21 protein-coding genes and 3 pseudogenes are annotated in these 23757 nt (G+C 54.4%); 16 read left to right on the forward strand and 8 right to left on the reverse strand.

What is annotated here, in order from left to right; genetic code table 11:
• The coding region (locus ACTF5F_RS00005; RefSeq protein WP_438954828.1) for a hypothetical protein at positions 1–206 on the reverse strand (206 nt) is incomplete at its 3' end.
• Positions 207–421: 215 nt separating this feature from the next.
• Here ACTF5F_RS00005 and ACTF5F_RS00010 point away from each other — a divergent pair.
• From ACTF5F_RS00010 to ACTF5F_RS00045, 8 genes and pseudogenes are all read left to right on the forward strand, one after another.
• Positions 422–1033: a ribonuclease D gene (locus ACTF5F_RS00010; RefSeq protein ID WP_438954829.1), complete on the forward strand. Its 612-nt coding sequence runs from the start codon at positions 422–424 to the stop codon at positions 1031–1033.
• Positions 1033–1995 (forward strand): KpsF/GutQ family sugar-phosphate isomerase, encoded by a 963-nt coding sequence (locus ACTF5F_RS00015; RefSeq protein ID WP_438954830.1) that lies wholly within the window; start codon positions 1033–1035, stop codon positions 1993–1995. Before ACTF5F_RS00010 ends, ACTF5F_RS00015 begins: the two co-directional genes overlap by 1 nt.
• A gap of 3 nt (positions 1996–1998) precedes the next feature.
• A complete protein-coding gene (locus ACTF5F_RS00020) occupies positions 1999–2604 on the forward strand; it encodes a hypothetical protein (RefSeq protein ID WP_438954831.1) in 606 nt (201 codons plus the stop codon).
• A gap of 10 nt (positions 2605–2614) precedes the next feature.
• Positions 2615–3100 (forward strand): lipopolysaccharide transport periplasmic protein LptA, encoded by a 486-nt coding sequence (gene lptA / locus ACTF5F_RS00025; protein ID WP_438954832.1) that lies wholly within the window; start codon positions 2615–2617, stop codon positions 3098–3100.
• Entirely contained in the window at positions 3100–3852 is a 753-nt protein-coding gene (gene lptB, locus ACTF5F_RS00030; RefSeq protein ID WP_438954833.1) for an LPS export ABC transporter ATP-binding protein, read from the forward strand. Before lptA ends, lptB begins: the two co-directional genes overlap by 1 nt.
• Positions 3853–4069: 217 nt before the next feature.
• The gene (gene hpf / locus ACTF5F_RS00035) at positions 4070–4645 is read left to right on the forward strand and encodes a ribosome hibernation-promoting factor, HPF/YfiA family (protein WP_438954834.1); all 576 of its coding nucleotides are present in this window, start codon (positions 4070–4072) and stop codon (positions 4643–4645) included.
• A gap of 32 nt (positions 4646–4677) precedes the next feature.
• Complete coding sequence (locus ACTF5F_RS00040) at positions 4678–5142, forward strand: PTS sugar transporter subunit IIA (RefSeq protein WP_438954835.1); 465 nt, start codon at positions 4678–4680, stop codon at positions 5140–5142.
• Positions 5143–5333: 191 nt separating this feature from the next.
• A pseudogene (locus ACTF5F_RS00045) lies at positions 5334–6461 on the forward strand (integrase core domain-containing protein).
• 143 nt (positions 6462–6604) lie between these two features.
• Here ACTF5F_RS00045 and ACTF5F_RS00050 read toward each other — a convergent pair.
• The 4 genes from ACTF5F_RS00050 to cysQ all read right to left on the reverse strand — a co-directional run bounded on the left by ACTF5F_RS00050 (position 6605) and on the right by cysQ (position 9754).
• The gene (locus ACTF5F_RS00050) at positions 6605–6910 is read right to left on the reverse strand and encodes a glycosyltransferase family 2 protein (RefSeq protein WP_438954836.1); all 306 of its coding nucleotides are present in this window, start codon (positions 6908–6910) and stop codon (positions 6605–6607) included.
• A gap of 183 nt (positions 6911–7093) precedes the next feature.
• On the reverse strand, positions 7094–7990 hold the full coding sequence (gene galU, locus ACTF5F_RS00055; protein WP_438955066.1) for a UTP--glucose-1-phosphate uridylyltransferase GalU: 897 nt from the start codon (positions 7988–7990) through the stop codon (positions 7094–7096).
• Between the two features lie 166 nt (positions 7991–8156).
• Complete coding sequence (locus ACTF5F_RS00060) at positions 8157–8957, reverse strand: 3-deoxy-manno-octulosonate cytidylyltransferase (protein WP_438954837.1); 801 nt, start codon at positions 8955–8957, stop codon at positions 8157–8159.
• A complete protein-coding gene (gene cysQ, locus ACTF5F_RS00065) occupies positions 8957–9754 on the reverse strand; it encodes a 3'(2'),5'-bisphosphate nucleotidase CysQ (RefSeq protein WP_438954838.1) in 798 nt (265 codons plus the stop codon). The genes ACTF5F_RS00060 and cysQ overlap by 1 nt, the downstream gene beginning before the upstream one ends.
• A gap of 132 nt (positions 9755–9886) precedes the next feature.
• Between cysQ and ACTF5F_RS00070 the strand changes: the two are divergent.
• The 5 genes and pseudogenes from ACTF5F_RS00070 to radC all read left to right on the forward strand — a co-directional run bounded on the left by ACTF5F_RS00070 (position 9887) and on the right by radC (position 15445).
• Positions 9887–10670: pseudogene (locus ACTF5F_RS00070) on the forward strand (ABC transporter permease).
• 20 nt (positions 10671–10690) lie between these two features.
• Positions 10691–11284, forward strand: coding sequence for a hypothetical protein (locus ACTF5F_RS00075; protein WP_438954839.1), 594 nt, complete (start codon positions 10691–10693; stop codon positions 11282–11284).
• 189 nt (positions 11285–11473) lie between these two features.
• Complete coding sequence (gene dnaK / locus ACTF5F_RS00080; RefSeq protein WP_438954840.1) at positions 11474–13381, forward strand: molecular chaperone DnaK; 1908 nt, start codon at positions 11474–11476, stop codon at positions 13379–13381.
• A 71-nt stretch (positions 13382–13452) separates the two neighbouring features.
• Positions 13453–14595 carry a molecular chaperone DnaJ gene (dnaJ, locus tag ACTF5F_RS00085; RefSeq protein WP_438954841.1) on the forward strand — a complete coding sequence of 381 codons (1143 nt, stop codon included), beginning with the start codon at positions 13453–13455 and terminating at the stop codon, positions 14593–14595.
• A 125-nt stretch (positions 14596–14720) separates the two neighbouring features.
• Positions 14721–15445, forward strand: a pseudogene (gene radC / locus ACTF5F_RS00090) (RadC family protein).
• Here the strand turns inward: radC and ACTF5F_RS00095 are convergent.
• The 3 genes from ACTF5F_RS00095 to secA form a co-directional block, all read right to left on the reverse strand.
• Entirely contained in the window at positions 15442–16962 is a 1521-nt protein-coding gene (locus ACTF5F_RS00095; protein WP_438954842.1) for an OmpA family protein, read from the reverse strand. The pseudogene radC and the gene ACTF5F_RS00095 overlap by 4 nt on opposite strands.
• A gap of 188 nt (positions 16963–17150) precedes the next feature.
• Positions 17151–18278 (reverse strand): hypothetical protein, encoded by a 1128-nt coding sequence (locus tag ACTF5F_RS00100; protein WP_438954843.1) that lies wholly within the window; start codon positions 18276–18278, stop codon positions 17151–17153.
• Positions 18279–18377: 99 nt separating this feature from the next.
• Complete coding sequence (gene secA, locus ACTF5F_RS00105; protein WP_438954844.1) at positions 18378–21083, reverse strand: preprotein translocase subunit SecA; 2706 nt, start codon at positions 21081–21083, stop codon at positions 18378–18380.
• 180 nt (positions 21084–21263) lie between these two features.
• Between secA and ACTF5F_RS00110 the strand changes: the two genes are divergently transcribed.
• Genes ACTF5F_RS00110 through mutT form a run of 3 tightly spaced genes read left to right on the forward strand, consistent with a single transcriptional unit; the run spans position 21264 to position 23712 of the window.
• Entirely contained in the window at positions 21264–22103 is an 840-nt protein-coding gene (locus ACTF5F_RS00110) for a peptidylprolyl isomerase (RefSeq protein WP_438954845.1), read from the forward strand.
• Positions 22103–23317 (forward strand): bifunctional glutamate N-acetyltransferase/amino-acid acetyltransferase ArgJ, encoded by a 1215-nt coding sequence (gene argJ, locus ACTF5F_RS00115; protein WP_438954846.1) that lies wholly within the window; start codon positions 22103–22105, stop codon positions 23315–23317. The genes ACTF5F_RS00110 and argJ overlap by 1 nt, the downstream gene beginning before the upstream one ends.
• The gene (gene mutT / locus ACTF5F_RS00120; RefSeq protein WP_438954847.1) at positions 23314–23712 is read left to right on the forward strand and encodes an 8-oxo-dGTP diphosphatase MutT; all 399 of its coding nucleotides are present in this window, start codon (positions 23314–23316) and stop codon (positions 23710–23712) included. The genes argJ and mutT overlap by 4 nt, the downstream gene beginning before the upstream one ends.
• Positions 23713–23757: the final 45 nt, after the last annotated feature.

Raw genomic sequence — 23757 nt, forward strand, 5'->3', positions numbered from 1 at the left:
TTTCTCGTCGTCCACTCCTTGGTGGTTACGATGAGCCAAGAAAATTCTCTTATCAAATTGCCCTTTTTGGACCCATAAGCGCTGACGTCAGACACTTCCCAGACGCCCAAGGCAATCAATCCGCGCTCAAGGATAAGTTCGGTTGCCACACCCAAAATCTTCTCAAGCTTCTCACGGCTGCGCGCTTGAAGTGGCGCTTTGCGCATTTAAGTGTTGTCTGACAAGGTCGCGCCTCCAGCCAAATACACGCGAACGTTGTACTCTTGATGCTATATTTCCAAAGATCAGAGAAGAATTTTCCAAACCTATTCACATAAAGTTTTGGAACGACATCGAACGCCGTCAAACTAGAGAACACAAGTTTGGTTGCGCAATCTGGGCCATTTGATTATCTCCCGCAGGCACCAAAGGATAGGACACCATGGCCAATCACCTGTACCAAAACGATCTGCCGGATGGCTTGGATCTCGGGCCTGTTGTGGCCATCGATTGCGAGACGATGGGCTTGAACCCACACCGCGATCGCCTATGCTTGATTCAAATGTCCGGTGGGGACGGCGATTGCCATTTGGTGCAAGTAGCGCAAGGGCAAACCGACGCCCCAAACCTGAAAGCGATGTTGGAAAACGCCGATGTGCTGAAACTGTTTCATTTTGGACGGTTCGACATTGCGGCGCTCTACCATACTTTTGGCGCGACGACTGCGCCTGTATATTGCACCAAAATTGCCTCAAAGATGGTGCGCACGTTCACCGATCGGCATGGCCTCAAGAACTTGCTGCAGGACTTGCTAAATGTGGATATGTCCAAGCAACAACAGCAAAGTGACTGGGGTGCGGAGAAGCTGACTTCCGCACAGCTTGAATATGCAGCGTCAGACGTTTTGTATTTGCACCAGCTTCGGGAAAAGTTGGATCGGCGCCTCGCGCGCGAGGGCCGGACCGAACTGGCGCAAGCCTGCTTTGACTTCCTTCCAACCCGCGCAAAACTTGATATCGCCGGTTGGCCCGAAATCGATATCTTTTCCCACTGATGGCCAGCAGTTCACCACATCTCGACATCGCCCGTCGCGTCATACGCGAGGAAGCGTCTGCGCTTGAAGCTTTGGCGAACAGCATTGGTGATGGGTTTACCATCGCTGTTGAAATGATACTTGCCGCAAAGGGCCGCATCGTCGTGTCAGGCATTGGTAAATCAGGTCATATCGCACGAAAGATCGCGGCCACGCTCGCCTCGACAGGTACGCCCGCGCAATTCGTACATCCGGCGGAGGCAAGCCACGGTGATTTAGGCATGGTCACAAGCAATGACATTGTCTTGGCCCTATCTAATTCTGGCGAAGCGCCAGAATTGGCCAATCTTGTGGCTTACACCCGTCGCTTCAAAATCCCCCTGATTGCATTGAGCAGCCGGGAAGGCAGCACGCTGGCCACACAAGCAGACGTGTGCCTGAACATTCCACAACTGGGGGAGGCTTGTGGTCACGGTGTCGTGCCAACGATTTCGACAACCATGTCGCTGGCCGTTGGGGATGCGCTTGCCATTGCCTTGATGGAAGCCCGCGACTTCACGGCGGAAAATTTCAGAGAGTTTCATCCAGGCGGGAAACTCGGTGCGCGTTTGGCAAAAGTCGAAGACCTGATGCACGCCGCTGACGAAATGCCGCTCAGCACGCCCGACGCGCTGATGAGCGATACCCTGCTGGTGATCAGCGAAAAAGGTCTGGGCGTGGTTGGCATCATCGATCGGAATGGCCATCTCTCAGGCATCATTACCGATGGTGACTTGAGACGGCACATGACCAGATTGCTGGAAAAGAAGGCAGGCGATGTGATGACCGCCAGTCCGACGACGATCGGACCCAACGCGCTGGCCGAAGAAGCTGTTGCGGTGATGAATGAGCGTCAGATCACTTGCCTTTTCGTTGTGGATGAGACCCAGACACCCGTGGGCGTGCTCAAGATTCAGGATTGCTTGCGCGCTGGTGTTGTCTAGGTCATGGCACCTGCAGATAACCTCTATTCGCGCTTTGTTGGTTTCACGAAAGTTATCCTCCCTTTAATGGCCGTTGCCTTGCTATCGACGCTGTTCCTTTTTGCGCGCAACAATGGTGGATCGACCGAAATTCCCATCTCTGAATTGGGAGCCTTGGCGCGTGAACAACGGATCACCGCACCTGAATTTTCAGGCGTAACTGCGGACGGGTCAGTTATCAAAATCTCCGCCAGATTTGCCAAGCCAGAGGATGGGTCGATGGAAAGCCTGTCGATCTCAGAACCGACGCTCAGCCTTGATGCGTCGGACGGCACGTCGCTCAGGATATTCGCGGGCGAGGGTGTGATTGACGGGGCATCTCGCACGGCGCGCTTGGCGGGACTGGCGCGGCTTGAAACCTCTTCCGGCTATTTGATGGAGACGACATCCCTCAGCGCCGATCTTGACACAGGGCGGATCAAATCCGATGGGCGCCTTGCGATCATGGCTCCTTTTGGGGAGTTGGAGGCGGGCCGTGTCGAGATCTTGGTCAAATCTAGCGGAACAGGCCAAGAGATGCATTTCACCAACGGCGTCCGGCTGCTATATAAAACAGATACGATTGAATAGGATTGCGAGAGTGACACGCTTCATTTCCCTACTGGTCGCGGCGCTATTTGCGTTGTCGGTGCCAGCCTTTGCGCAAACTAACATCAACCTTGGGGGGCTGTCTGCTGACCCGACAGCCCCTGTTGAAATTGCCGCAGAGAGCCTGACCGTCGATCAGGACACAGGGACGGCTGTTTTTGAAGGTGAGGTCGTGATTGTACAGGGTGACCTGCGGTTGTTGGCCCAGCGGGTTGAGGTAGTCTATGGCGCCACGGCGGTTGAAATCGTGCGCCTTCGTGCGTCAGGTGGGGTGGTCTTTGCCACGGCGACGGAAGCTGCAGAAGCAACCACTGCCGATTACGATATCACAAACGGAACGCTGGAGCTGTCGGGCAACGTTTTGTTGACGCAAGGCCCCAGCGCAATTTCTGCCGAACAGATTGTGATCAACCTGATCACTGGTAATGCGCAGCTTTCTGGTCGCGTTCGCTCCGTGTTGCAGCAAGGCGGCAATTGATGGCTGAGTTGAGCGTTCAGGACGGCGGTGCAGGGCTCAAGGTCGTCAATCTGCGAAAGTCGTATCGCAAGCGTTTGGTGATCCGCGATGTCAGCCTAGAGCTTGGACGCGGTGAAGTTGTTGCGCTTCTGGGACCGAATGGGTCCGGCAAAACAACCTGCTTTTATTCAATTGCCGGGCTAGTGAGCCCTGAAGGCGGGCAAGTCATTATCGACGGGCGCGATGTGACCGCGCTTCCCATGTACCGCCGCGCAAAACTTGGTATCGGCTACCTGCCGCAGGAGATGTCGATTTTCCGCGGCATGTCGGTCGAAGACAACATCTTTGCCATCCTTGAAATTGCGGAGCCAAAGAAACACGCCCGCCAGCAGAAACTGGAAGACTTGCTGTCCGAGTTTTCGATTGAGCACCTCCGCCGTGCGCCTGCATTGGCGTTGTCAGGGGGTGAACGACGGCGTGTGGAAATCGCACGCTGTTTGGCGGCAGGGCCCAAATACGTGCTGCTGGACGAACCCTTCGCAGGCGTCGATCCCATTGCCGTTGGCGAAATCCGGCAACTGGTGGCAGAGCTTAAAAACCGTGGAATTGGTGTGCTCATCACCGACCACAACGTGCAAGAAACCCTCCAAATCGTTGATCGGGCCTACATATTGCATGACGGGAAAGTTTTGATGAGCGGCACAACGCAAGAGGTTGTTGCGGATGAAAATGTGCGCCGCGTCTATCTTGGCCAAGGCTTCCGCGTCTCATAATTTTTCTGCAACTCAGCATTGACAAGTTATGGTGCTCTGGCGCTCAATAAAGTCAATGACAGACTCAGCAAGAATGTGCGTCTCGACCCGGTTCCAAGCCAGAGCCGTCAACGAGATGGGCCAAATCAGCAGTCGTCATACCCCCCGAACACAAACCTAAACGCAAGCGTCCGACGCGTGCGCCTGACAGTTGTGTTCCAATTTTGAAGGAGTCTCGATGAGATATCAGATTAGCGGCAAACAAATCGACATTGGTGAAGCGCTGCAGGTTCACGTGCAGACAGAACTGAATGAAATCCTTGGAAAGTACGCCGGACGGCCGACTGAAGCTGTCGTCACCTTTTCAAAGTCAGGCCAAGAATACGTTTGCGAATCTGTTGTCCACCTTTCAACGGGGCTGACCGTGCAGGCCAAGGGTTCGGATCACGAAATTTACGCGGCGTTCGACGCAAGTTCCGAAAAGATGGACAAGCAATTACGCAGGAATAAGAGGCGGTTGAAAGATCACCACAAGGAACGTTCGCAACCAGTTGAACTTTATTCAGCAGGGTCCTATATCCTCGACGGAATCGAGGACTCGGCCGTTGCTGAAGAACAGGACGCCACGCCGATTATCGTTGCCGAAACGGAAACAAAGATACCATCGCTCACAGTGGGGGAGGCTGTGATGCAAATGGAATTGGCGGGCACCCCCGTCATCATGTTTCGGGACGAGAAAAGCAAAAAGCTGAATGTCGTGTACAAGCGCGACGATGGGAACATAGGTTGGATTGATCCGCACGCTGCAGACTGATCCAATATCGTAAGATGATTGGGTAGACTGATATGTTGATGTCAGAGATCCTGAAAGTGGATGCCGTAAAGTCGCTGAGCGGTTGTACGAGCAAAAAGCGGCTGTTCCATGATCTTGGTTCAGTCGCTGAAACAGTCCACGGGATTGACTCCAAAGCTGTGATTGACGCGCTGCTTGAGCGGGAAAGCCTTGGGCCCACCGCAGTTGGCAAAGGCATCGCCCTGCCCCACGCGCGGATGGAAGGCGTCGACACTGTTTGCGGCATGTTCTTGCGTCTGGAAAAGCCGTTAGAATTTGATGCAGCTGACAAGCAGCCAGTCGATCTGATCTTTGCGCTGCTTGCCCCCGTCAATGCGGGCGTGCAGCACTTGAAAGCCTTGGCGCTTGTGTCACGAACATTGCGTGATGCCGACACCTGCGCAAAGCTGCGGGCAAATGCGGATGTAAATGCGCTCTACACGCTTTTGACCGAAGCAGAATCGCATCAAGCGGCTTAAGCCGCCCAATCCCAAACCCAAAGACCAGATAATTGCGGGGATGCGCATCCCATGCGAGACGCTCAAGTTCGCCTGAATAGATCTTGGCCAGCCATTCGTGATAAGTGTCTGACGAGGGCGCTTATGGGTCCAAATAGGGTTATTTTCTAAGAGAGTGTTTGTTGCTCATTGTAGCCACCAAGAAGTGGACGATGAGAAAGACAACGAAGAGCGCTGGCGAGAAGATCGTCAAAGACATCAAGCGCGCCACACACCAGCATTATTCCAGCGAAGATAAGATCCGCATCGTGCTGGATGGATTGCGTGGTGAGGATAGCATCGCCGAACTGTGCCGCCGTGAGGGTATATCACAGGGCATCTACTACAAATGGTCTAAGGACTTCATGGAAGCCGTTAAGAAGCGGATGGCTGGCGATACAGCGCGGGCTGCGAACGCGGACAAGGTCAAGGCACTGCGCCGCGAAGCAAAGGACCTCAAGGAGGTCGTTGCGGAACAGACACTCGAATTGCGACTTCTCAAAAAAAGCATGACAGGCGATAGGGGCGACGACGAATGAGGTCTCCCACATCTGAGAAGTTGGAGATTATACGGCTGGTCGCGGAAAGCCACCTGTCGGCACGCCTGACGCCGGCCAAGCTCGGCATTCCGCGTCCCACATTCTATCGCTGGTACGACCGCTATCTGCAGCGCGGTGAGGCCGGATTGCAGGATCAATACCCCAAGCTAAAACACGTTTGGAACCGGATGCCGGATGAGGTGAAACGCAAGGTTGTCGACTTCGCCTTGAACGAGACAGAGCTATCACCGCGTGAGCTGGCAGTTACCTTCACGGATCAGGAAAGCTACATCGTCTCCTGGAAGCTTCGCACCAACATGCGGGCAGAGGATGTAACGGACACGTTAGATCTGTCGTTGCAGGCTTCGGGTTGCAATCAGGTTCATGTCGTCCATAAACCGCGTCTGCTCAGCGACAATGGATCAAGTTACGTCTCAGGGAATCTGGCTGAAGAACAAAGGCATGAAGCACTCGCGCGGGGCGCCATATCATCCACAGACCCAGGGCAAGATCGAACACTGGCACCAAACTCTCAAGAACCGCATCCTGCTGGAAAACTACTTCCTGCCTAGCGATCTTGAAGCCCAGATCGAAGCCTTTGTCGGCCACTACAACCATCAGCGCTATCACGAGAGCATCAACAACGTCACACCTGACGACGTATACTTCAGGCGTAACAAAGCTATCCTAAAGCAAAGGGAAAGGATCAAACAAAAGACACTTGAAACGCGGCGCTTGCATCACCGCAAGCACGCAGCATAACCAAACCAACCAGATGAGCCAAACTCTCTCTTAGGTTAGGAAGCTCTTGGTTCCAAAAAACCTGACGACGGACAGTCGAGCATAATCGCGCCCATTGTAGTCTGCCCACGGGCCAAAAGCCGTTTAGTCAGTGCTTTCAGAGATTAAGTTTCACAGTCCGAAAAAACAAAGAGCTCATCAGTGTCCAAAGTCGGACACCAATGCCCATGGCCATATCTAAATTGGAGCGCTGCAAGCCAATCGACCCCAAATCTGGACAATCGATAACTCCCTTTTGTCTGCCGGAGTGAAACATCGCGGTTATACATTAAGGACTGGAGGGTCCCGTCGAGGCTGACGTTGTCGACTATAAAGAAATGCTGAACAACCATGGCGCGGTGATACTCTAAGAAGTGCGGTAGCCGCTCCATCTCGTTGCGGACAGTCGAGAAAACCAAGATGGCATGCATACCGAATTGCCTGGTACGATCAATGACGTTCCTGATTTCCCCTCGTTTCCACAGCACGCAAAACAGAAACCTGCGACGTTTCCAACGTAGGCGATAGGCCTTCCATAAAGACCAGTTATAGCTTGAATTGATTCGACTGAAGGGCGTTGGAGGGTTCAACGTCACCTCGGATCTTTGCTGCGGCTACTGCGCCGCCCGACGGGCTGCAACCATGTTTTCTATATAATTTGAAAAGCTATCTTTTAGGTCTGGATGCGCCAAGGCGAACGCCACTGTTGCTTGAAGATAACCAGCCTTCGAGCCACAATCGTAACGCTTACCATCAAAGCGGAAACCATACACTCCGCGACCGTGATCAATCTCTTTCGCGATTGCGTCGGTCAGCTGGATTTCACCCCCGGCACCGACGTCAACCGAACTCATGTTGTCCAACACCTTGGGAGTCAAAATGTAACGGCCAATCACCGCAAGATTTGAAGGCGCTTTGTCTGCCGTCGGCTTTTCAACCATGCCTTTGACTTTCACCACCCGACCGATGTCAGACGCTACAGCCAAAACGCCGTACGACGAGATTTGTTCTGGGGCGACTTCCATTGCCGCGACCATAGCGCCACCGGTTTCTTCGTAGGCCTCGACCATTTGCTGAAGACAGGGGCGTTCGGCAGCAATCACGTCGTCAGGCAGAATAACGGCGAAAGGTTCATCACCAATCAAACGGTGCGCACAAGATACAGCGTGACCCAAGCCTTTGGCCTTGTGTTGGCGAATATATGCAATTGCGCCACTGTCCATATGCGTATTTTCAAGAATGTTGAGCAGATCTTTTTTGCCTTTTGCTCGAAGCGAAGCCTCAAGATCGGGCGCATGATCAAAGTAGTCCTCAAGGGCGGATTTCCCGCGCGACGTGACAAAAATGAATTCTGTGATCCCAGCGGCCCGTGCTTCATCAATCGCATATTGGATCAACGGGCGATCCACGAGCGTCATGATTTCTTTTGGGATAGACTTTGTAGCCGGAAGGAACCGTGTTCCCAGGCCAGCCACTGGAAAGATCGCTTTTGTAACTTTTCTATTCATCATATTTTTTTTGCCTACGTGCTCTGCAAGCCGATATATCCAGATTATCGATTCTTTGTGTCCGACCCAAGGCCAGAAAAAGGAATGTGCTGGCTGGGACAATAATTCCGCGAATTCTATTATTTTGCTACAGAAGAAACTGCCGCAAAGCACCTGTATTGACTTGGAACTAGGGCAGATTCATGGCTTTTAGCATTCCCTCGATACGCGGGATATCCTCAGGGTTGTTAAGCTCCCAGAATAATCGCCCCTTTGCATCCACCTCCACACACATCATCTCAATACCATTTTCCAAGAACCGTAACTGTTCAAGACCTTCGAGGGTCTCATAGAGCCCAACCGGAAGCTTTAGGTATTGCGAAAGGGCGTTTGAGCGGTACGCATAAACGCCGACATGGTGAAAGACTGGCGTTGCGTCATTCGGCGCGAAGGCTCGATCGCAGAACGGGATAACTTCCTTTGAGAAGTATAAAGCCCGCCGATTTATGCCAAAAGTAGCCGTCGTCCCACCTACGCGTCCATTCCGGCGGTCTTCCAAAAAGCTGTTGAGCGTAACGCCATCAGCGCGCAGCACCGGTGTTGCGACATCAAACTCGGGATTCTCTCTCAATCCAGCGACAAGATCTTCTATAAACCACGCCGGTGTGAGCGGCGCGTCGCCTTGGAGGTTCACAACAATGTCGTAGCTTTCGCCCAAGACCGATAAAGCATCAGCGCAACGTTCGGTCCCATTGCGGCACGCCTCAGACGTCATCACGACATCTGCGCCAAAGCTTTCAGTCCTGTCACGTATGCGCTCATCATCAGTAGCCACAACAACCCGATCAATGCCAGAAACAGCCATCGCTGCGCGCCAGCTACGTTCGATCAGGGTTTGAGTCTCTCCGGAGGCACCGGTCAATTTGGCCAAAGGTTTGCCCGGATAGCGGGTCGATGCATAACGGGCTGGAATGATGATCGCGACGGACATCAGGGCAGCTTCAGCTCTACACCAGGGGCATAGGCGATGAAGAATGGGTTCGCAAAGGTGTCTTTGCCGTAAAGCAGGGGATCATGATCCTCAAACCGGATCACCGCCCCGCCTGCGCCGTTCAGAACAGCGTGTCCGGCTGCCGTATCCCATTCCATTGTGCGACCAACACGAGGGTAGAAATCTGCCTCCCCCGTGGCGACCAAACAAAACTTCAAAGATGATCCGGCACTTTTCATGTCCGCCACATCGTATTTGGAGGTATAGTCGTCAGTCGCCTGATCGCGGTGTGATTTGGAGGCGACGACCCGAAGCGCGCGGTTGTCAGGGCTTGACACCCGGATGGGTGTCGTTGCGCCAATCGTGTCTTTGGCAAATGGACCAACTTCCTCCACGGAAGACCCACCGGCCAACGTATAAAACAATCGATCTTTCGCCGGTGCGTAGACCACGCCATGTGTTGGACGACCATCAACGACATATGCGATGTTCACTGTGAAATCACCGCGACGGTGAATGAATTCTTTGGTGCCATCCAAAGGATCAACAATCAGGAATGTCTTGGACGTTTCTGAATGGGAGGTGGCTTGCTCTTCCGTCACCAGGGCGACGTCGGGAAAAGCATCCCGCAAGCCAGCACTGATCAACGCGTCGGCGGCTTCGTCAGCAGCGGTGACTGGGCTATCATCGGATTTTGACTTCACCTGAAAATCAGGACCGTCGTAAATTTGCATGATCTTGTCACCTGCCTCCAAGGCGAGGCGACGCATGGTGACGACGAGGTCTTCTAAGTTCATAAACCTACCTTCAACGTTGAAGAATTAAATTCTTAACTTTCTGGACCTTATGGTCGCGCCTAAAGCGAACGGCAAGAATTTCGTGTTAATCGACCCGCATCAATTTTGATGTGAGGCTAGGCAGGATCAGAAATGTTCCAAGCACCCGTAAGTTGGACGAGGGCCAGAACAGCTTTTAGGCTGTTAGAGGTGATGTATCACAACATTGTCCACGATGTTAGCAAATTGCATCGGAATGCAGTGGTCGGCCTAATGTTGAACATGCTTCAAGCGGTGATTTTTGTCATCACGTTCTACGCGATGTTCGCCATTCTCGGAATTCGGGGCGCCGAGCTTCGCGGGGATTTCTTACTATATATTATGTCGGGCATTTTTCCGTTTCTGACACATACCAAGTCGTTGGCGCAGAGGGGCCGTCGTCCCCTATTGATACAACACGCACCGATGAACAGGGCAATCTCGAACACGTCGGCTGCTGTGTCTTCGCATTATCTGCAAGTGCTGTCGCTCATTGTAATTCTGTCTATCTATCACGTCGGGTTTAAGCCAGTGCACATCGAAGACCCGATTGGGGCGTTTGGTATGCTGCTCTTGGCGTAGTTTTCAGGCGTCGGGCTTGGCATGGTGTTTCTTGCCCTCAAACCTTGTTGCCTGACCTTGTCGGGCTCATGACCAGCCTCTATTCCCGCGCGAACATGATCGCATCAGGCAAGATGTTCGTGGCCAATTCGTTGCCAAGCTCAATGCTGGTGATGTTTGATTGGGACCCCTGTTTCATTCGATTGACCAGACCCACGGTTTTGTCTTTTTGCACTACAACCCGTACAATTCATCGGCCATGTATCCGCTCTATGTTGGGATCGGGCTAATTATGATTAGCTTGATGGGTGAGTTTTACGCACGTCAGAAAGTATAGGCGAGCCAGGGCGCAACGCGGTGAGGGCCTTACTGGCCGCCTTGCTTTTTTGCAGCGCCACACTGGCCACCGTGAACGACTTGCCTGCGCATTTCTATGTGAAAGCCGTGGCTTCGGATGACACACTCAATATTCGTGCTGAGTCTGACGCCAGCGCGACCATCCTTGGCGATTTTGGCCCCTATACAATCAACATCGAAGTGCTTGAACGCTCAACCGACGGCAAATGGGGCAAAGTGGGATTGGGCGAGACAAATGGTTGGGTCGCTTTGCGATTTCTGGAACGTAGCGATCACACACGGCTCAACGAAATCCCTCGACCGATCAGCTGTTTCGGGACCGAGCTGATTTGGACCTTCAACCTGACCGCGCGGGGCGATGAATTCATTTCTATTGATATGCCGCGGATCGGTCTCGAACCCACGGAGATGCTGGCGATATCTAACGGTTTCTTCATTGAATTTCGCGAAACGGAGCGCTTGATGGTCAGACGTGGGCAGTGTTTGGATGGTTTGTCAGACCGCATCTATCGCTGGCAGAGCACGGCCCTTTACATGGGCCTGAATGGCCAAGAAATTGCTGAGGGTTCCTGCACCTTGGACGCCGCGCAATAATCGACCCAAAAACTGTTGTCTTTCTGCATTTTCTGTAGCTCTGACCGCTTGCAGCACCCAAAACCCGTCCCTATATACGCCAAGATCGTCGAGCACAGGAAATCTGTGGTCGCAAACATTCCAAATAGGCGCGGGTGCCGAAACGGGTTCGCGCCGTTCAAACCGCCTAACCATAGAGGGATTTGAAACATGGCCAAAGTTATTGGTATTGACCTAGGAACAACCAACTCGTGTATCGCAATCATGGATGGCTCCGAGCCACGGGTTATCGAAAACGCTGAAGGCGCACGCACAACGCCTTCGATCGTGGCATTCACAGATGATGAACGCCTCGTCGGCCAGCCTGCCAAACGTCAGGCTGTCACAAACCCAGAAAACACAGTCTTTGCTGTGAAGCGTCTCATCGGCCGTCGGTTCGATGACAAAGACCTCGCCAAAGACAAAAAGAACATGCCGTTCGCCGTTATTGACGGCGGCAACGGTGACGCATGGGTCGAAGCGAAGGGTGAGAAGTACTCTCCTTCCCAGATCTCCGCGTTCATCCTCGGCAAGATGAAGGAAACAGCCGAAAATTACCTTGGTGAGTCTGTCTCCCAAGCGGTGATCACTGTACCTGCGTACTTCAACGACGCACAGCGTCAGGCAACGAAAGACGCCGGTAAGATTGCTGGCCTCGACGTATTGCGGATCATCAACGAGCCAACAGCCGCCGCGTTGGCATATGGCCTGGATAAGAAAGACACGCATACAATCGCTGTTTACGACCTTGGTGGTGGTACGTTTGACGTCACCATCCTTGAGATTGATGATGGCCTTTTCGAAGTGAAATCCACCAACGGTGACACATTCCTCGGTGGTGAAGACTTCGACATGCGGATCGTCAACTACTTGGCAGACGAGTTCAAGAAAGAGAACTCCGTCGATCTGACCAAAGACAAGATGGCGCTGCAACGTCTGAAGGAAGCCGCAGAGAAAGCGAAGATCGAACTTTCTTCTTCTGCTTCCACAGAGATCAACCAGCCGTTTATCTCCATGGGGTCTGACGGTCAGCCGTTGCACATGGTGATGAAACTGACCCGCGCGAAGTTGGAAAGCCTGGTCGGCGATCTGATCAAATCTTCCATGAAGCCGTGCCAAGCCGCGATCAAAGACGCAGGGCTGAGCACATCCGACATCGATGAGATCGTCCTTGTTGGTGGTATGACGCGGATGCCAAAGGTTCAGGAAGAAGTTGAAAAGTTCTTCGGCAAAAAACCACACCAAGGCGTGAACCCTGATGAGGTTGTTGCAATGGGTGCGGCTATTCAGGCCGGTGTTCTGCAGGGCGACGTGAAAGACGTCGTTCTTCTGGACGTCACACCATTATCCCTTGGTATCGAAACATTGGGCGGTGTCTTCACACGCCTGATCGACCGCAACACCACAATCCCAACGAAGAAGTCTCAAACCTTTTCGACCGCAGAAGACAACCAGAACGCCGTGACCCTGCGCGTGTTCCAAGGTGAGCGTGAAATGGCGGCTGACAACAAGATGCTCGGCCAGTTCAATCTGGAAGACATTCCACCAGCACCTCGTGGCATGCCGCAAATCGAAGTCACCTTCGACATCGACGCCAACGGCATTGTATCTGTTGCTGCAAAAGACAAGGGCACTGGCAAAGAACAGTCTATCACGATCCAAGCCTCTGGTGGTCTATCTGACGAGGACATCGACGCCATGGTAAAGGACGCGGAAGACAACGCAGAGGCTGATAAGGAACGTCGTGAGCTGATCGAAGCCAAGAACCAGGCCGAAAGCCTGATCCACTCAACTGAGAAGTCTTTGGAAGAGCATTCGGACAAAGTCGACCCAACCACAGTTGAAGCGATTGAACTGGCGATTGCCGCGCTGAAAGACGACCTCGAGGATGAGAAAGTTACAGCCGACAAGCTGCAAGCAGGCGTCCAGAACGTGACCGAAGCGGCGATGAAGCTTGGCGAAGCCATCTACAAGGCAAGCCAAGAAGAGGCCGACGGCGCGGATGAGCCTGCCGGTGCGGATGAAGACGACATCGTCGATGCTGACTTCGAAGACCTCGGCGACGACAAGCGCGACTAAGTCGCAGCGTTTCAAAGCAGGCCGGCCCTGACCCGGGCCGGTCTGGCTTTTCCCGAGGGGAATGATCGATCATGACAAAACGCGATTACTACGAAACGCTTGGTGTCTCCAAAGGGGCCGATGCGACTGAGATTAAGAAGGCCTATCGCCAAAAGGCGAAAGAGCTGCACCCAGACCGCAACGCAGACAACCCCAACGCCGAAGCACAGTTCAAAGAAGCGAACGAGGCTTATGAAGTCCTGAAGGATGCCGAGAAGAAGGCAGCCTACGACCGCTTTGGTCACGCAGCTTTTGAGGGCGGCATGGGCGGCGGCGGTGCTGGCCCGCGCGGTGGTCACGGTGACTTTGCCTCTGCCTTCTCGGACGTGTTTGACGACCTTTTTGGTGACATGATGGGCGGCCGCGGTGGTGGCGGGCGTAGCCGTGCCCAGCGCGGCAACGATTTGCGCTACAACTTGCGTGTCAAGCTGGAAGAAGCATACGCTGGCCTTCAGAAGACTATCACCGTCCCTGCCGCGGTCGCGTGCGGATCCTGTAACAGCACAGGTGCTGAGGGTGGCGCAGAACCACAAACCTGCCCGACGTGTTCCGGCATGGGGAAGGTCCGCGCGCAGCAGGGCTTCTTCACCGTCGAACGCACCTGCCCGACCTGTAACGGTATGGGTCAGACAATCAAGAACCCCTGTAAGGTTTGCCAGGGCCAAGGCCGCATGGAGAAGGAAAAATCCCTCTCCGTCAATATCCCTGCAGGTGTTGAAACAGGCACGCGCATCCGTCTTGCCGGTGAGGGTGAAGCGGGTATGCGCGGTGGACCGACGGGCGACCTCTATATCTTTATCGAAGTGCAGGAGCACGAGCTTTTTGAGCGCGATGGCCTGAACCTTTACTGCCGCGTGCCGGTCTCGATCGCTTCTGCCGCTTTGGGTGGGGAGATTGAAGTGCCAACCATCGACGGTGGTCGCTCCCGCGTGCGCATTCCAGAAGGGTCACAATCTGGTCGCCAAATGCGTCTGCGCGGCAAAGGTATGCCTGCGCTGCGCGGTACCGGAGCGGGCGACATGTTCATTGAACTGGCCGTTGAGACACCAGTGAGGCTCACCGCGCGTCAGAAAGAAATCCTGAAAGAATTCGACACACTCAGTGAAGACAACAACCCGCATGGGAGCAGCTTCTTTAGTTCGGTGAAGAGCTTTTGGGATAGTATGAAGGGTTAAACGTCAGGTCGTTTAACCCAGCATGTGCCATGTAGGTTTTAAGAGACACCGAAAGCGGCAGCCAAAACTGCGCAGCCGATCTAGCATTAACTCCCTGCTAACCATCTCTAGCCATCCTTCGGCGCATGATACAGCTTGCTGAAACCCCGTCTCTATTCTCATTTCACGACGCCCTGCCCAGCGGCAAACTCCCCTCCTACATCAAGGACCACCGAAAACGCCTGCGCGAACGTTTCCTCGACGGCGGGCCGAATGCGGTACCTGACTATGAACTTTTGGAACTCATCCTCTTTCGCGCAATACCGCCGCAGGATGTAACGCTACTCGCGCGGGCGCTTATTGAACAGTTCGGCGACTTCAACCGTGTCATCGCTGCGCCGCTTGATCAGTTTCGCAAAGTGAAGGGTGTAGGAGATGCTGTGGTGTTGGAGATCAAGATCGTGGAGGCGGTGGCGCATCAGATGGCACAATCTCAAGTCCTTGAGCGGCACGTCATTTCAAACTGGAACACGCTGATCAAGTATTGCCACACCGGGAGACAGAGCAATTTCGAATCCTTTTCCTCGATACCAAGAACACACTGATCGCAGATAAAAAGCAGGCGAAAGGCACCATTGACCATGTGCCTGTCTACCCACGGGAGGTGGTGAAGTGTGCGTTGGAGCTGTACGCAGCGTCGATCCTGTTGGTCCACAATCATTCGTCTAGCGACCCGACACCCTCGCAAGCCGACATCCAAATTACCGAACATATCGCCACCTCTGCACAAGCGCTTGGCATCACGGTCCATGATCACTTGATTATCAGAAAATCGCGCGAATTGAGCTTCCTCGTGGAGGGGCTGCTTTAGTCTTCGAGCCAAAGCTCAACGCGGCGGTTGATGCGTTGACCAATTTTTGTGTCATCACAGGCCATAGGCAAAGCTTCTCCAAAGGCTGCAACGTCGAGCGTGACGGACGTTGGCAGGTCATCCCCCAAGCGGCGCAGGATGGACTGGCGCACCGCCTCTGCCCGTTCCCCGGACAACGCGCGATTGGCGGCAGCATCACCGATGCCGTCACTGAATCCAATAAGGGTCAGCGTTTTCCCCGCATAGCGCCCCTGTCGGATAGCGCTCGCCAAATCAGACAGGTTGGAGCGGGATTGCGCATCTAGGTTCACACTGCCCGCCTCAAACCGGAAGCTGAGGGACAAACGGGTCTGGTCATTGATCAGCCGCACAAAGCGCTGCAACTCATCAAACGACCCTTCGGTCCCTGCTCGCTCAATCGCATTGGCGAAACGTTGGCCTTGCGCGTCAAGCCCGATGGGCAAGACAGACTGATCCACAAATCCCGCGCGGCGAACAATCAACTGTGCGGCGGGCAAGCGGGTCCAGATCAGAAACTCTTTGAAAACTGAAGGCATGATCCGCTGCGGGACATAGAGGAATACGGGCGTTGTAAGCGGGTAATCCTCAGTCTTTATACCAAGGGCTGATGGCGCCGTAAGAAACCCGCAGTCATCGCGCAACCCAACCGCCCGCGCGCCGCCTGTCCGCAGGAAGGACACCAGACCAATGGCGTTGCGGTTTCGGACAACTGCGTTGGTGAGCGCTTGTTCCGTGTCGTGGAAGGTGACAGACGGTGCCACCTCCCCCTCTGCCAAGAACCGCAGTACCGTTTCCGTCGTGCCAGCATCGGTCGGCCCAAGGTGCAGCTCAACCGGTCCTGGTGCCTCCCCAAAATCAGCCCAATCCGAAACTTCACCCTTCAAAGCGCGTTGCAATTGCATCAGCGATAGCGTGCGGGTTTTCCGCAGGGGGGAGACGATTGGCGTGATTGCATCGAGCCCGATAATCTGAGAGCGCTCGGAGGACTGAAGATCTCGCATGCCCTGGCGTGATGCCAAGGACAGTTCATCCGGTGTCACTTCACGGGTTACCACAACCGACCACGACCGATGTGCAAAAAGATCGGCGAACCCTTTGGTGGTGGTCCCGCTGGTCAATTCCAAAACTGCTGCCGTTTCACCGTCGGGTGACATCGCCACGCTGATTTGCCCACCCTCGACTGGGTCGAACTTCGTCGCCCAACCTTTGCTGCGCGCGAACCCTTCCCAAAGCGCGGGGATGAGCACATCAATGACCGCGGCTTCGCCAGACATGGAGAAACGTGGCACAAAGCCGTCCCGCTCTGGACAGTCCGCGCCTGTACATTCGACGTTGGCGTAAGTGAGTGTTAGAGAGCCATAGCGCGATGCGATCTCGATGTATTCGCCGTCGTAGCCAATAAGGGATCCCGAGACTGACAATCCCCCACCGACAGATGTCAGTGTGATTTCAGTGTCGGCAGATACGGCACCACCAAAAAGAAAGAGTACAGCCACGAGGGCTGCACACTTTCGACGTTTCAGGGGTCTGTCAAAAGCTCGCCAAATCATTTAGGGGCGAGTGTCAGATCCTCGAACATGTTTTTCAATACCAGATATTCACTAATCGACGCGCAATTGGGCATATTCAGCTCAACCTCGTCACGGGTCAGAAGCTGGATTGGGTTGACTTGGATCGTTTGCGCTTAGATGGCCTGACCACAGTCATCCACACGCACCTCTGCCTCAAATTTCAACGTCAGAGCATCCGCATCTGACAAAGGCACGGTGTAGACTTCCAAGGCGTGGCCGTTTGCATCTGCGCTAAAGAATGCGGCGTTGCCAGCAGCCGTTCCGCGACAGACGTGACCTTCAGCGCCGAAGGTTGCGCCATTGTGAAACGCATGAAGTTCAAACCCTGGTGCACCTTCCCAATAAAGCACCGCACAAGCGTAGTCTGCGAGTTCTGGCACCTCAGCCGACGCAGTGACCAATTCACCATCTTCAAACGTCATGTCGAAGGTTGCGTATTGATCTAGCGCAGAGACTATGATCTGCGCGAGGCCAATATCATCAGTTTGACCGATGATCGAAACGCCTTTGTGCTGGATCGTGAAGGCCTGCTCAATCTGACAAGGCGCATCAACGTTCAACTCTACCATCGCGCCATCTTGAGCTTGGGCGAAGACGGCGACATTACAAGCTGATTGCGCAACGATCGCTTCGGCAGGTTCGCTCATCTCAACGTCTTTCGCAGCATCAACCAAGGCCGATGCCAGTTCAGCCAGAGAGCCACCAGCAACGTCTGGGATTGTATCAATGAGGGAGGCGTTTGCCGTCTCAGCGGCGACTACTGTGAGCATTACCGCTCTGCCATCCGTCGGCGTCAATGGCATGTCTGGGTCGATTTCGGCAACTGTAGTCTCTGTCTTAGGCACTTCTTTGATCATTGGCTCAAGACCAGAAACAGACTCTTCAAGGTCCGTGGCCTCGTCCATCGCAGACAACTCGAGGTCTGCCACCTCATCAGGCTCTGAAATCGTGGGGAGTGTCAGACTGGGAATGCTGACCTCATCCGTGACTGTGTTCAGTGCCACCGTTGATGATGATGGCGGTGTGAAGGTCGGTGCGCCAAGGCTTCGCGGCACCGCTACTGACTCCGACACCGGTGTCAGCCGCTCATCAATCTCCGCGTTTGTAGTTGGTACGGCGACCGGCTTTTCCACGCCAAAACGTGAGGCGAGAGCGTCATCGTACTGAAAAATATAGCCGATGCTCAGTGCTGTCGCAAATGTGCCAGCACCGACAATAAGGCGCTTCTTACTTCGTTCCATAGCCGATTCCCTTCCAAAGGACGGGAAACAATCTGTTATCGTCTGGTGGCCTCAGAAGGACGTTCGGTGAGTTTTTGGGTGGCCTTAATGTGGCAAAGATCAGGCCAGTCGGCCGTGGCAATGCTTGAATTTCTTGCCAGATCTGCAGGGACAGGCATCGTTCCGACCAGGTGATCCCCATGTCGATGGATCATCCTCAACAAACCCTTCACGCGGCGTTAACCCCTGCCCTGTCGCATCAGATTTTGCGCGTTCAACACCGGCCGGTGCGGCAGCTTGTTGTTGCTGGCGCAACTGGTCGATCAGCTGTTGCTGCTGCTCAGGCGTCATTGGGCGGATTTGGGACAGTTTCTGTGTCACATCCGTGCGCAAGCCGTCCAAAAGGCGCTCGAAAAGCTGGAATGCCTCGGATTTGTATTCATTGAGCGGATCGCGCTGGGCATAGCCACGGAAGCTGACTACGGACCGCAGATGCTCAAGCGTCAAAAGGTGTTCACGCCATTTCGCGTCAATCGTTTGCAAAAGAAGCTGCTTTTCGACATTGCGCATGGTTTCGGCGCCAAAGGCGTCTTCCTTCTCCGCCATGAACTTATCACTGGCCTGTTCAAGCCGCTCGCGAATAGTGTCGTTATCGACGCCTTCTTCATCGCCCCATGCCATCACTGGCACGTCGATCCCAAGGTCTTGAATAACAGCGGCATAAAGTCCTTCGGTGTCCCACTGATCAGCGTAGGATTTTGGCGGCATGTATTCGTCCACCAGATCGTCGATAACCTGATAACGCATGTCCTGAATGATCTCGGACTGGTCTTGGCTTTCCATGATATCGCGGCGCTGGCCAAAGATGACCTTTCGCTGCTCGTTCATCACATCATCGAATTTCAAAAGCTGCTTGCGGATGTCGAAGTTGCGGCCCTCAACCTTCGCCTGTGCGCGCTCAAGTGACTTATTCACCCAGGGGTGCTCAATCGCTTCGCCTTCTTTCATGCCGAGTGTGGACAGCACTTTGTCCAAACGCTCAGAGCCGAAGATGCGCATAAGATCGTCTTCCAAAGACAGGAAGAAGGACGACCGACCCGGATCCCCCTGACGGCCAGAGCGACCGCGCAGCTGGTTATCGATTCGGCGGCTTTCGTGGCGTTCAGTCGCTAGAACGAAAAGACCACCCGCGTCCAAGACCTTTTGCTTTTCTTCCGCGTGCCCATCCTCAATCTGTGCCCGCAGGACGTCAGGGTTCGCCTCTGGATCAGCAGCGAGGGCTTCAAGTACTTTCATTTCGACGTTGCCGCCAAGCTGAATGTCCGTACCACGGCCCGCCATGTTGGTCGCAATCGTCACCGCGCCCAGCTTACCGGCGTCCGCGATAATTTGCGCTTCCTGTTCGTGCTGACGAGCGTTCAGAACGTTGTGTTCGATCCCTTCGGCTTTCAGCATCTGGCTAATGAATTCCGACTTCTCGATGGAGGTTGTTCCGACAAGGATCGGCTGACCTTTGGCATTAGCCTCTTTGATCTGAGTGACGACACCCTCGAATTTCTCTTTCGCGGTGCGGTAAACCTGATCGTTCTCATCCAAGCGGGCGACAGGACGGTTTGTCGGCACTTCAACAACGCCGAGGCCGTAAATCTCTTCAAACTCTTCTGCTTCCGTCATCGCGGTACCGGTCATACCAGCCAGATTGTCGTAAAGGCGGAAGTAGTTCTGGAAGGTGACCGAGGCGAGCGTGACGTTCTCCGCCTGAATTGGCAGGCCCTCTTTCGCTTCAATCGCTTGGTGCAGACCGTCGGACAAGCGGCGACCAATCATCATGCGGCCTGTGAATTCGTCAATCAAAACGGCTTGGTTGTCGCGGACGATGTAGTCTTTGTCCTTTTGAAACAGCTTGTGCGCCCGAAGACCTTGGCTAACATGGTGGACCAGTGATGCGCTTTCTGGATCGTAAAGTGACTGTCCCCCTGGCAAGAGCCCAACTTGCGCCAAACGCTCTTCCAAAAAGTCGTTGCCCTCATCGTTGAATGTCGCCTGACGCGCTTTTTCATCGAGTGTAAAATGCTCGTCCTGAACTTCTGGGATCAGCTTGTCGATTTGGCGGTACATCTCCGACCGGTCCTGTGCAGGGCCAGAAATGATCAACGGCGTCCGTGCTTCGTCGATCAGAATACTGTCCACCTCATCCACAATTGCGAAATTGTGGTGCTTCTGGTGCATCTGTGCAAGCTCTGACTTCATGTTGTCGCGCAGATAGTCAAAGCCCAGTTCGTTGTTCGTCGCATAGGTGATGTCGCACTTATACGCCTCGGCTTTTTCTTCTTCGGCTTGCTGAGGGACGACGACACCCGTGGTTAGACCCAATGCACCGTAGACATTGCTCATCCACTCCGCGTCGCGGCGGGCGAGGTAATCGTTCACGGTGACGATGTGCACACCTTTGCCAGTGAGCGCATTCAAATACGCAGGGAACGTCGCGACGAGGGTTTTACCCTCACCCGTCTTCATCTCCGAAATATTGCCCTGATGCAGAAAAATCCCGCCCAGCAACTGTGTGTCGAATGCGCGCAGACCCAAGGAACGCTTTGCCGCTTCGCGACAATTGGCAAACGCTTCTGGCAAGAGCGCATCTAAGCTTTCACCACCCATCGCGCGCTTGGCCAGTTCTTCGGTCTTTTCCTTGATGCCTTCGTCGGAAAGCTTCTCAAATTCCGCCTCTAGATCGTTGATCTTTTGGACCAGTGGGCGTGCTGCTTTGACCTTCCGATCACTCGGGGTTCCAAAGATTTTCTTTGTAACAGCTCCAAAACCTAGCATGTTTTCTCCACGGTCGTTGACCTATCTGACATCTATTTGAGAGGAGGTTGCTTGTCGCCGTTGCGACAGACGCCTAAACAGGGCAACAAACCAGCCCTCTCGAGGCATTAATCGCATGTAAGGGCCTGTGTTTGTTGTGTCAACGTCGCGCCAGTCGCGGAAACATCAAGGGTACGTTTAATGCTGAAACATATCACAGTTTTGGGGGCATCCGCGGCTGCCCTGACCTTCTCCACGGCCAGTTTCGCGCAAGACGCTGATACCGTCATTGCCACCGTTGGCGATGTCGAAATCACGCTGGGCGAAATGATCATAGTGCGCAGCAGCCTGCCGCAGCAATATGAACAGTTTCCGCCGGAAATTCTTTTTGAGGGCATCCGCGACCAACTGATCCAGCAACAGCTTTTGGCGAACGCGGTCAATGAGGGTTCCAAGCGTTTGGACCTTACGATCAAGAACGAAATTCGGGCACTTCAGTCGAATGAAGTCGTAGCTAAATTGACGCAGGAAGTTGCGACCGAAGAACAGCTAATGGAGGTGTTTGACGCCCGCTATGGCGATGCGGAGCCGATCCTTGAATGGAACGCGGCTCACCTGTTGGTCGAGACCGAAGAGGAAGCCTTGGCTGCCAAAGGCCGCGTTGACGGCGGTGAAATCTTTACGGACGTCGCACGGGATGTCTCCACCGGCCCGTCCGGCCCCAATGGCGGGAACCTTGGCTGGTTTGGTGCAGGCCGCATGGTTCCAGCTTTCGAAGCCGCGACCGCTGAATTGTCAGTGGGTGAAGTTTCTGCCCCAGTTGAGACGCAGTTCGGCTGGCACGTCATCATCCTGAACGAAACCCGCGAGCAGCCACCCGTCACCTTCGAACAGGTGCGGGGGGAGCTTGTGGGTGAATTGCAGGAAGCCGCGGTTCAGGCGCTCTTGGCGCAGTTGGAGACTGAATATGAGGTCAACAACGCCGTCACAACCGACATTGACCCCAACCTACTCACCAATTTTGAGCTGTTGGACGACTGATGAAAGTCTCGCCACTGGCGCCTGGCGCTTTTCCTAACCTGCCGGTCATCGAAGGCGTTACCTTTGCCGCAACCGCGGCTGGGGTGAAATATGCCGACCGCGATGACGTGATGTTGGCCGTTCTGGCGCCGGGCAGTTCGGTAGCGGGTGTTTTCACCAAGTCAGCGACTCGGTCGGCCAATGTATTGGACTGTCAGGCCAAGCTCGGAGCCGCATCGGACGCTGGCGCGGCGATTATCGTGAACTCCGGCAACTCCAACGCCTTTACTGGCAAAGCTGGCGAAGGGTCTGTCGCCGCGATTTGCGATGCGGTCAGCGCGACAACAGGTGTTCCGACAGAGTGGGTTTTCACTGCATCCACGGGTGTGATTGGCGAACGCCTACCGCATGAACGGATCACTGCGAAAGTTGCGGGCTTGGTGGCTGCGCAAAAATCGGATGCCCTGCCCGCTGCGGCGAAGGCCATCATGACGACAGACACGTTTGCCAAGGGATCAACCGCGTCAGTTGAGGTCGACGGCAAAACAGTAAAAATCGCAGGGATCGCCAAAGGCTCCGGAATGATCGCACCAGATATGGCGACCATGCTTGTCTATATCTTCACGGACGCAAAGCTGGATCAGCCGGAACTTCAATCGCTGCTTTCCGAGCTTTGTGATAAAACTTTCAACTGCATCACGGTGGACAGCGACACCTCCACCTCCGACAGTCTGATGCTCGCCGCAACTGGGGCGTCGGGCGCTGATGTGTCTGGGAGTGCTGACTTCAAGAACGCGCTACACTCGGTCATGCTTGACCTTGCTCATCAAGTCGTTCGGGACGGGGAAGGCGCGACTAAGTTCGTGGAGGTCCGCGTGACCAGCGCAAAGGACAACGCGGACGCAAAAACCGTCGCCCTCTCCATCGCCAATTCACCGCTCGTTAAAACCGCAATTGCAGGTGAAGACCCGAACTGGGGACGGATCGTGATGGCGGTTGGGAAGTCTGGGGCGGCGGCTGATAGAGATAAGCTCACCATTCGCTTTGGTGACATCCTTGTCGCTGAAGAAGGCTGGGTTACTGAAAGCTATACTGAAGAGGTAGGCGCCGCCTATATGAAGGATCAGAACCTCAAGATCAGTGTCGATTTAGGGCTTGGGTCCGGCACCAGCACCGTTTGGACCTGCGACCTGACGCATGACTATATCACCATCAATGCGGACTACCGCTCATGAAGTCGGTGCTGGTTTCCGCCGTTGCGTTGGTTGACGTCGATGGGCGCGTGCTTTTGGCCCAGCGCCCTGAGGGAAAGTCGATGGCGGGGCTATGGGAGTTTCCAGGCGGCAAGGTTGAAGACGGGGAGACGCCTGAAGTCGCACTGATCCGCGAACTGGAAGAAGAGCTTGGCATCAACACGTGGGAAAGCTGCCTCGCGCCGCTGACCTTCGCCAGCCACAGCTACGACGATTTCCACCTTCTGATGCCACTCTTCGCCTGCCGCAAATGGGAAGGAACGCCGCAGTCGCGGGAAGGCCAGGCGCTTAAGTGGGTGAAAGCCAACGACCTTAAAGACTACCCGATGCCGGAAGCAGACATTCCCCTGATCCCAATCCTGCGCGACTGGTTGTGATCGCAACTCTCCGGCCTGCGAAGCAATCCGATGTTGAGCGCATCG

The sequence above is a fragment of the Cognatiyoonia sp. genome, assembly GCF_965661665.1.
Classification (GTDB): Bacteria; Pseudomonadota; Alphaproteobacteria; order Rhodobacterales; family Rhodobacteraceae; genus Cognatiyoonia.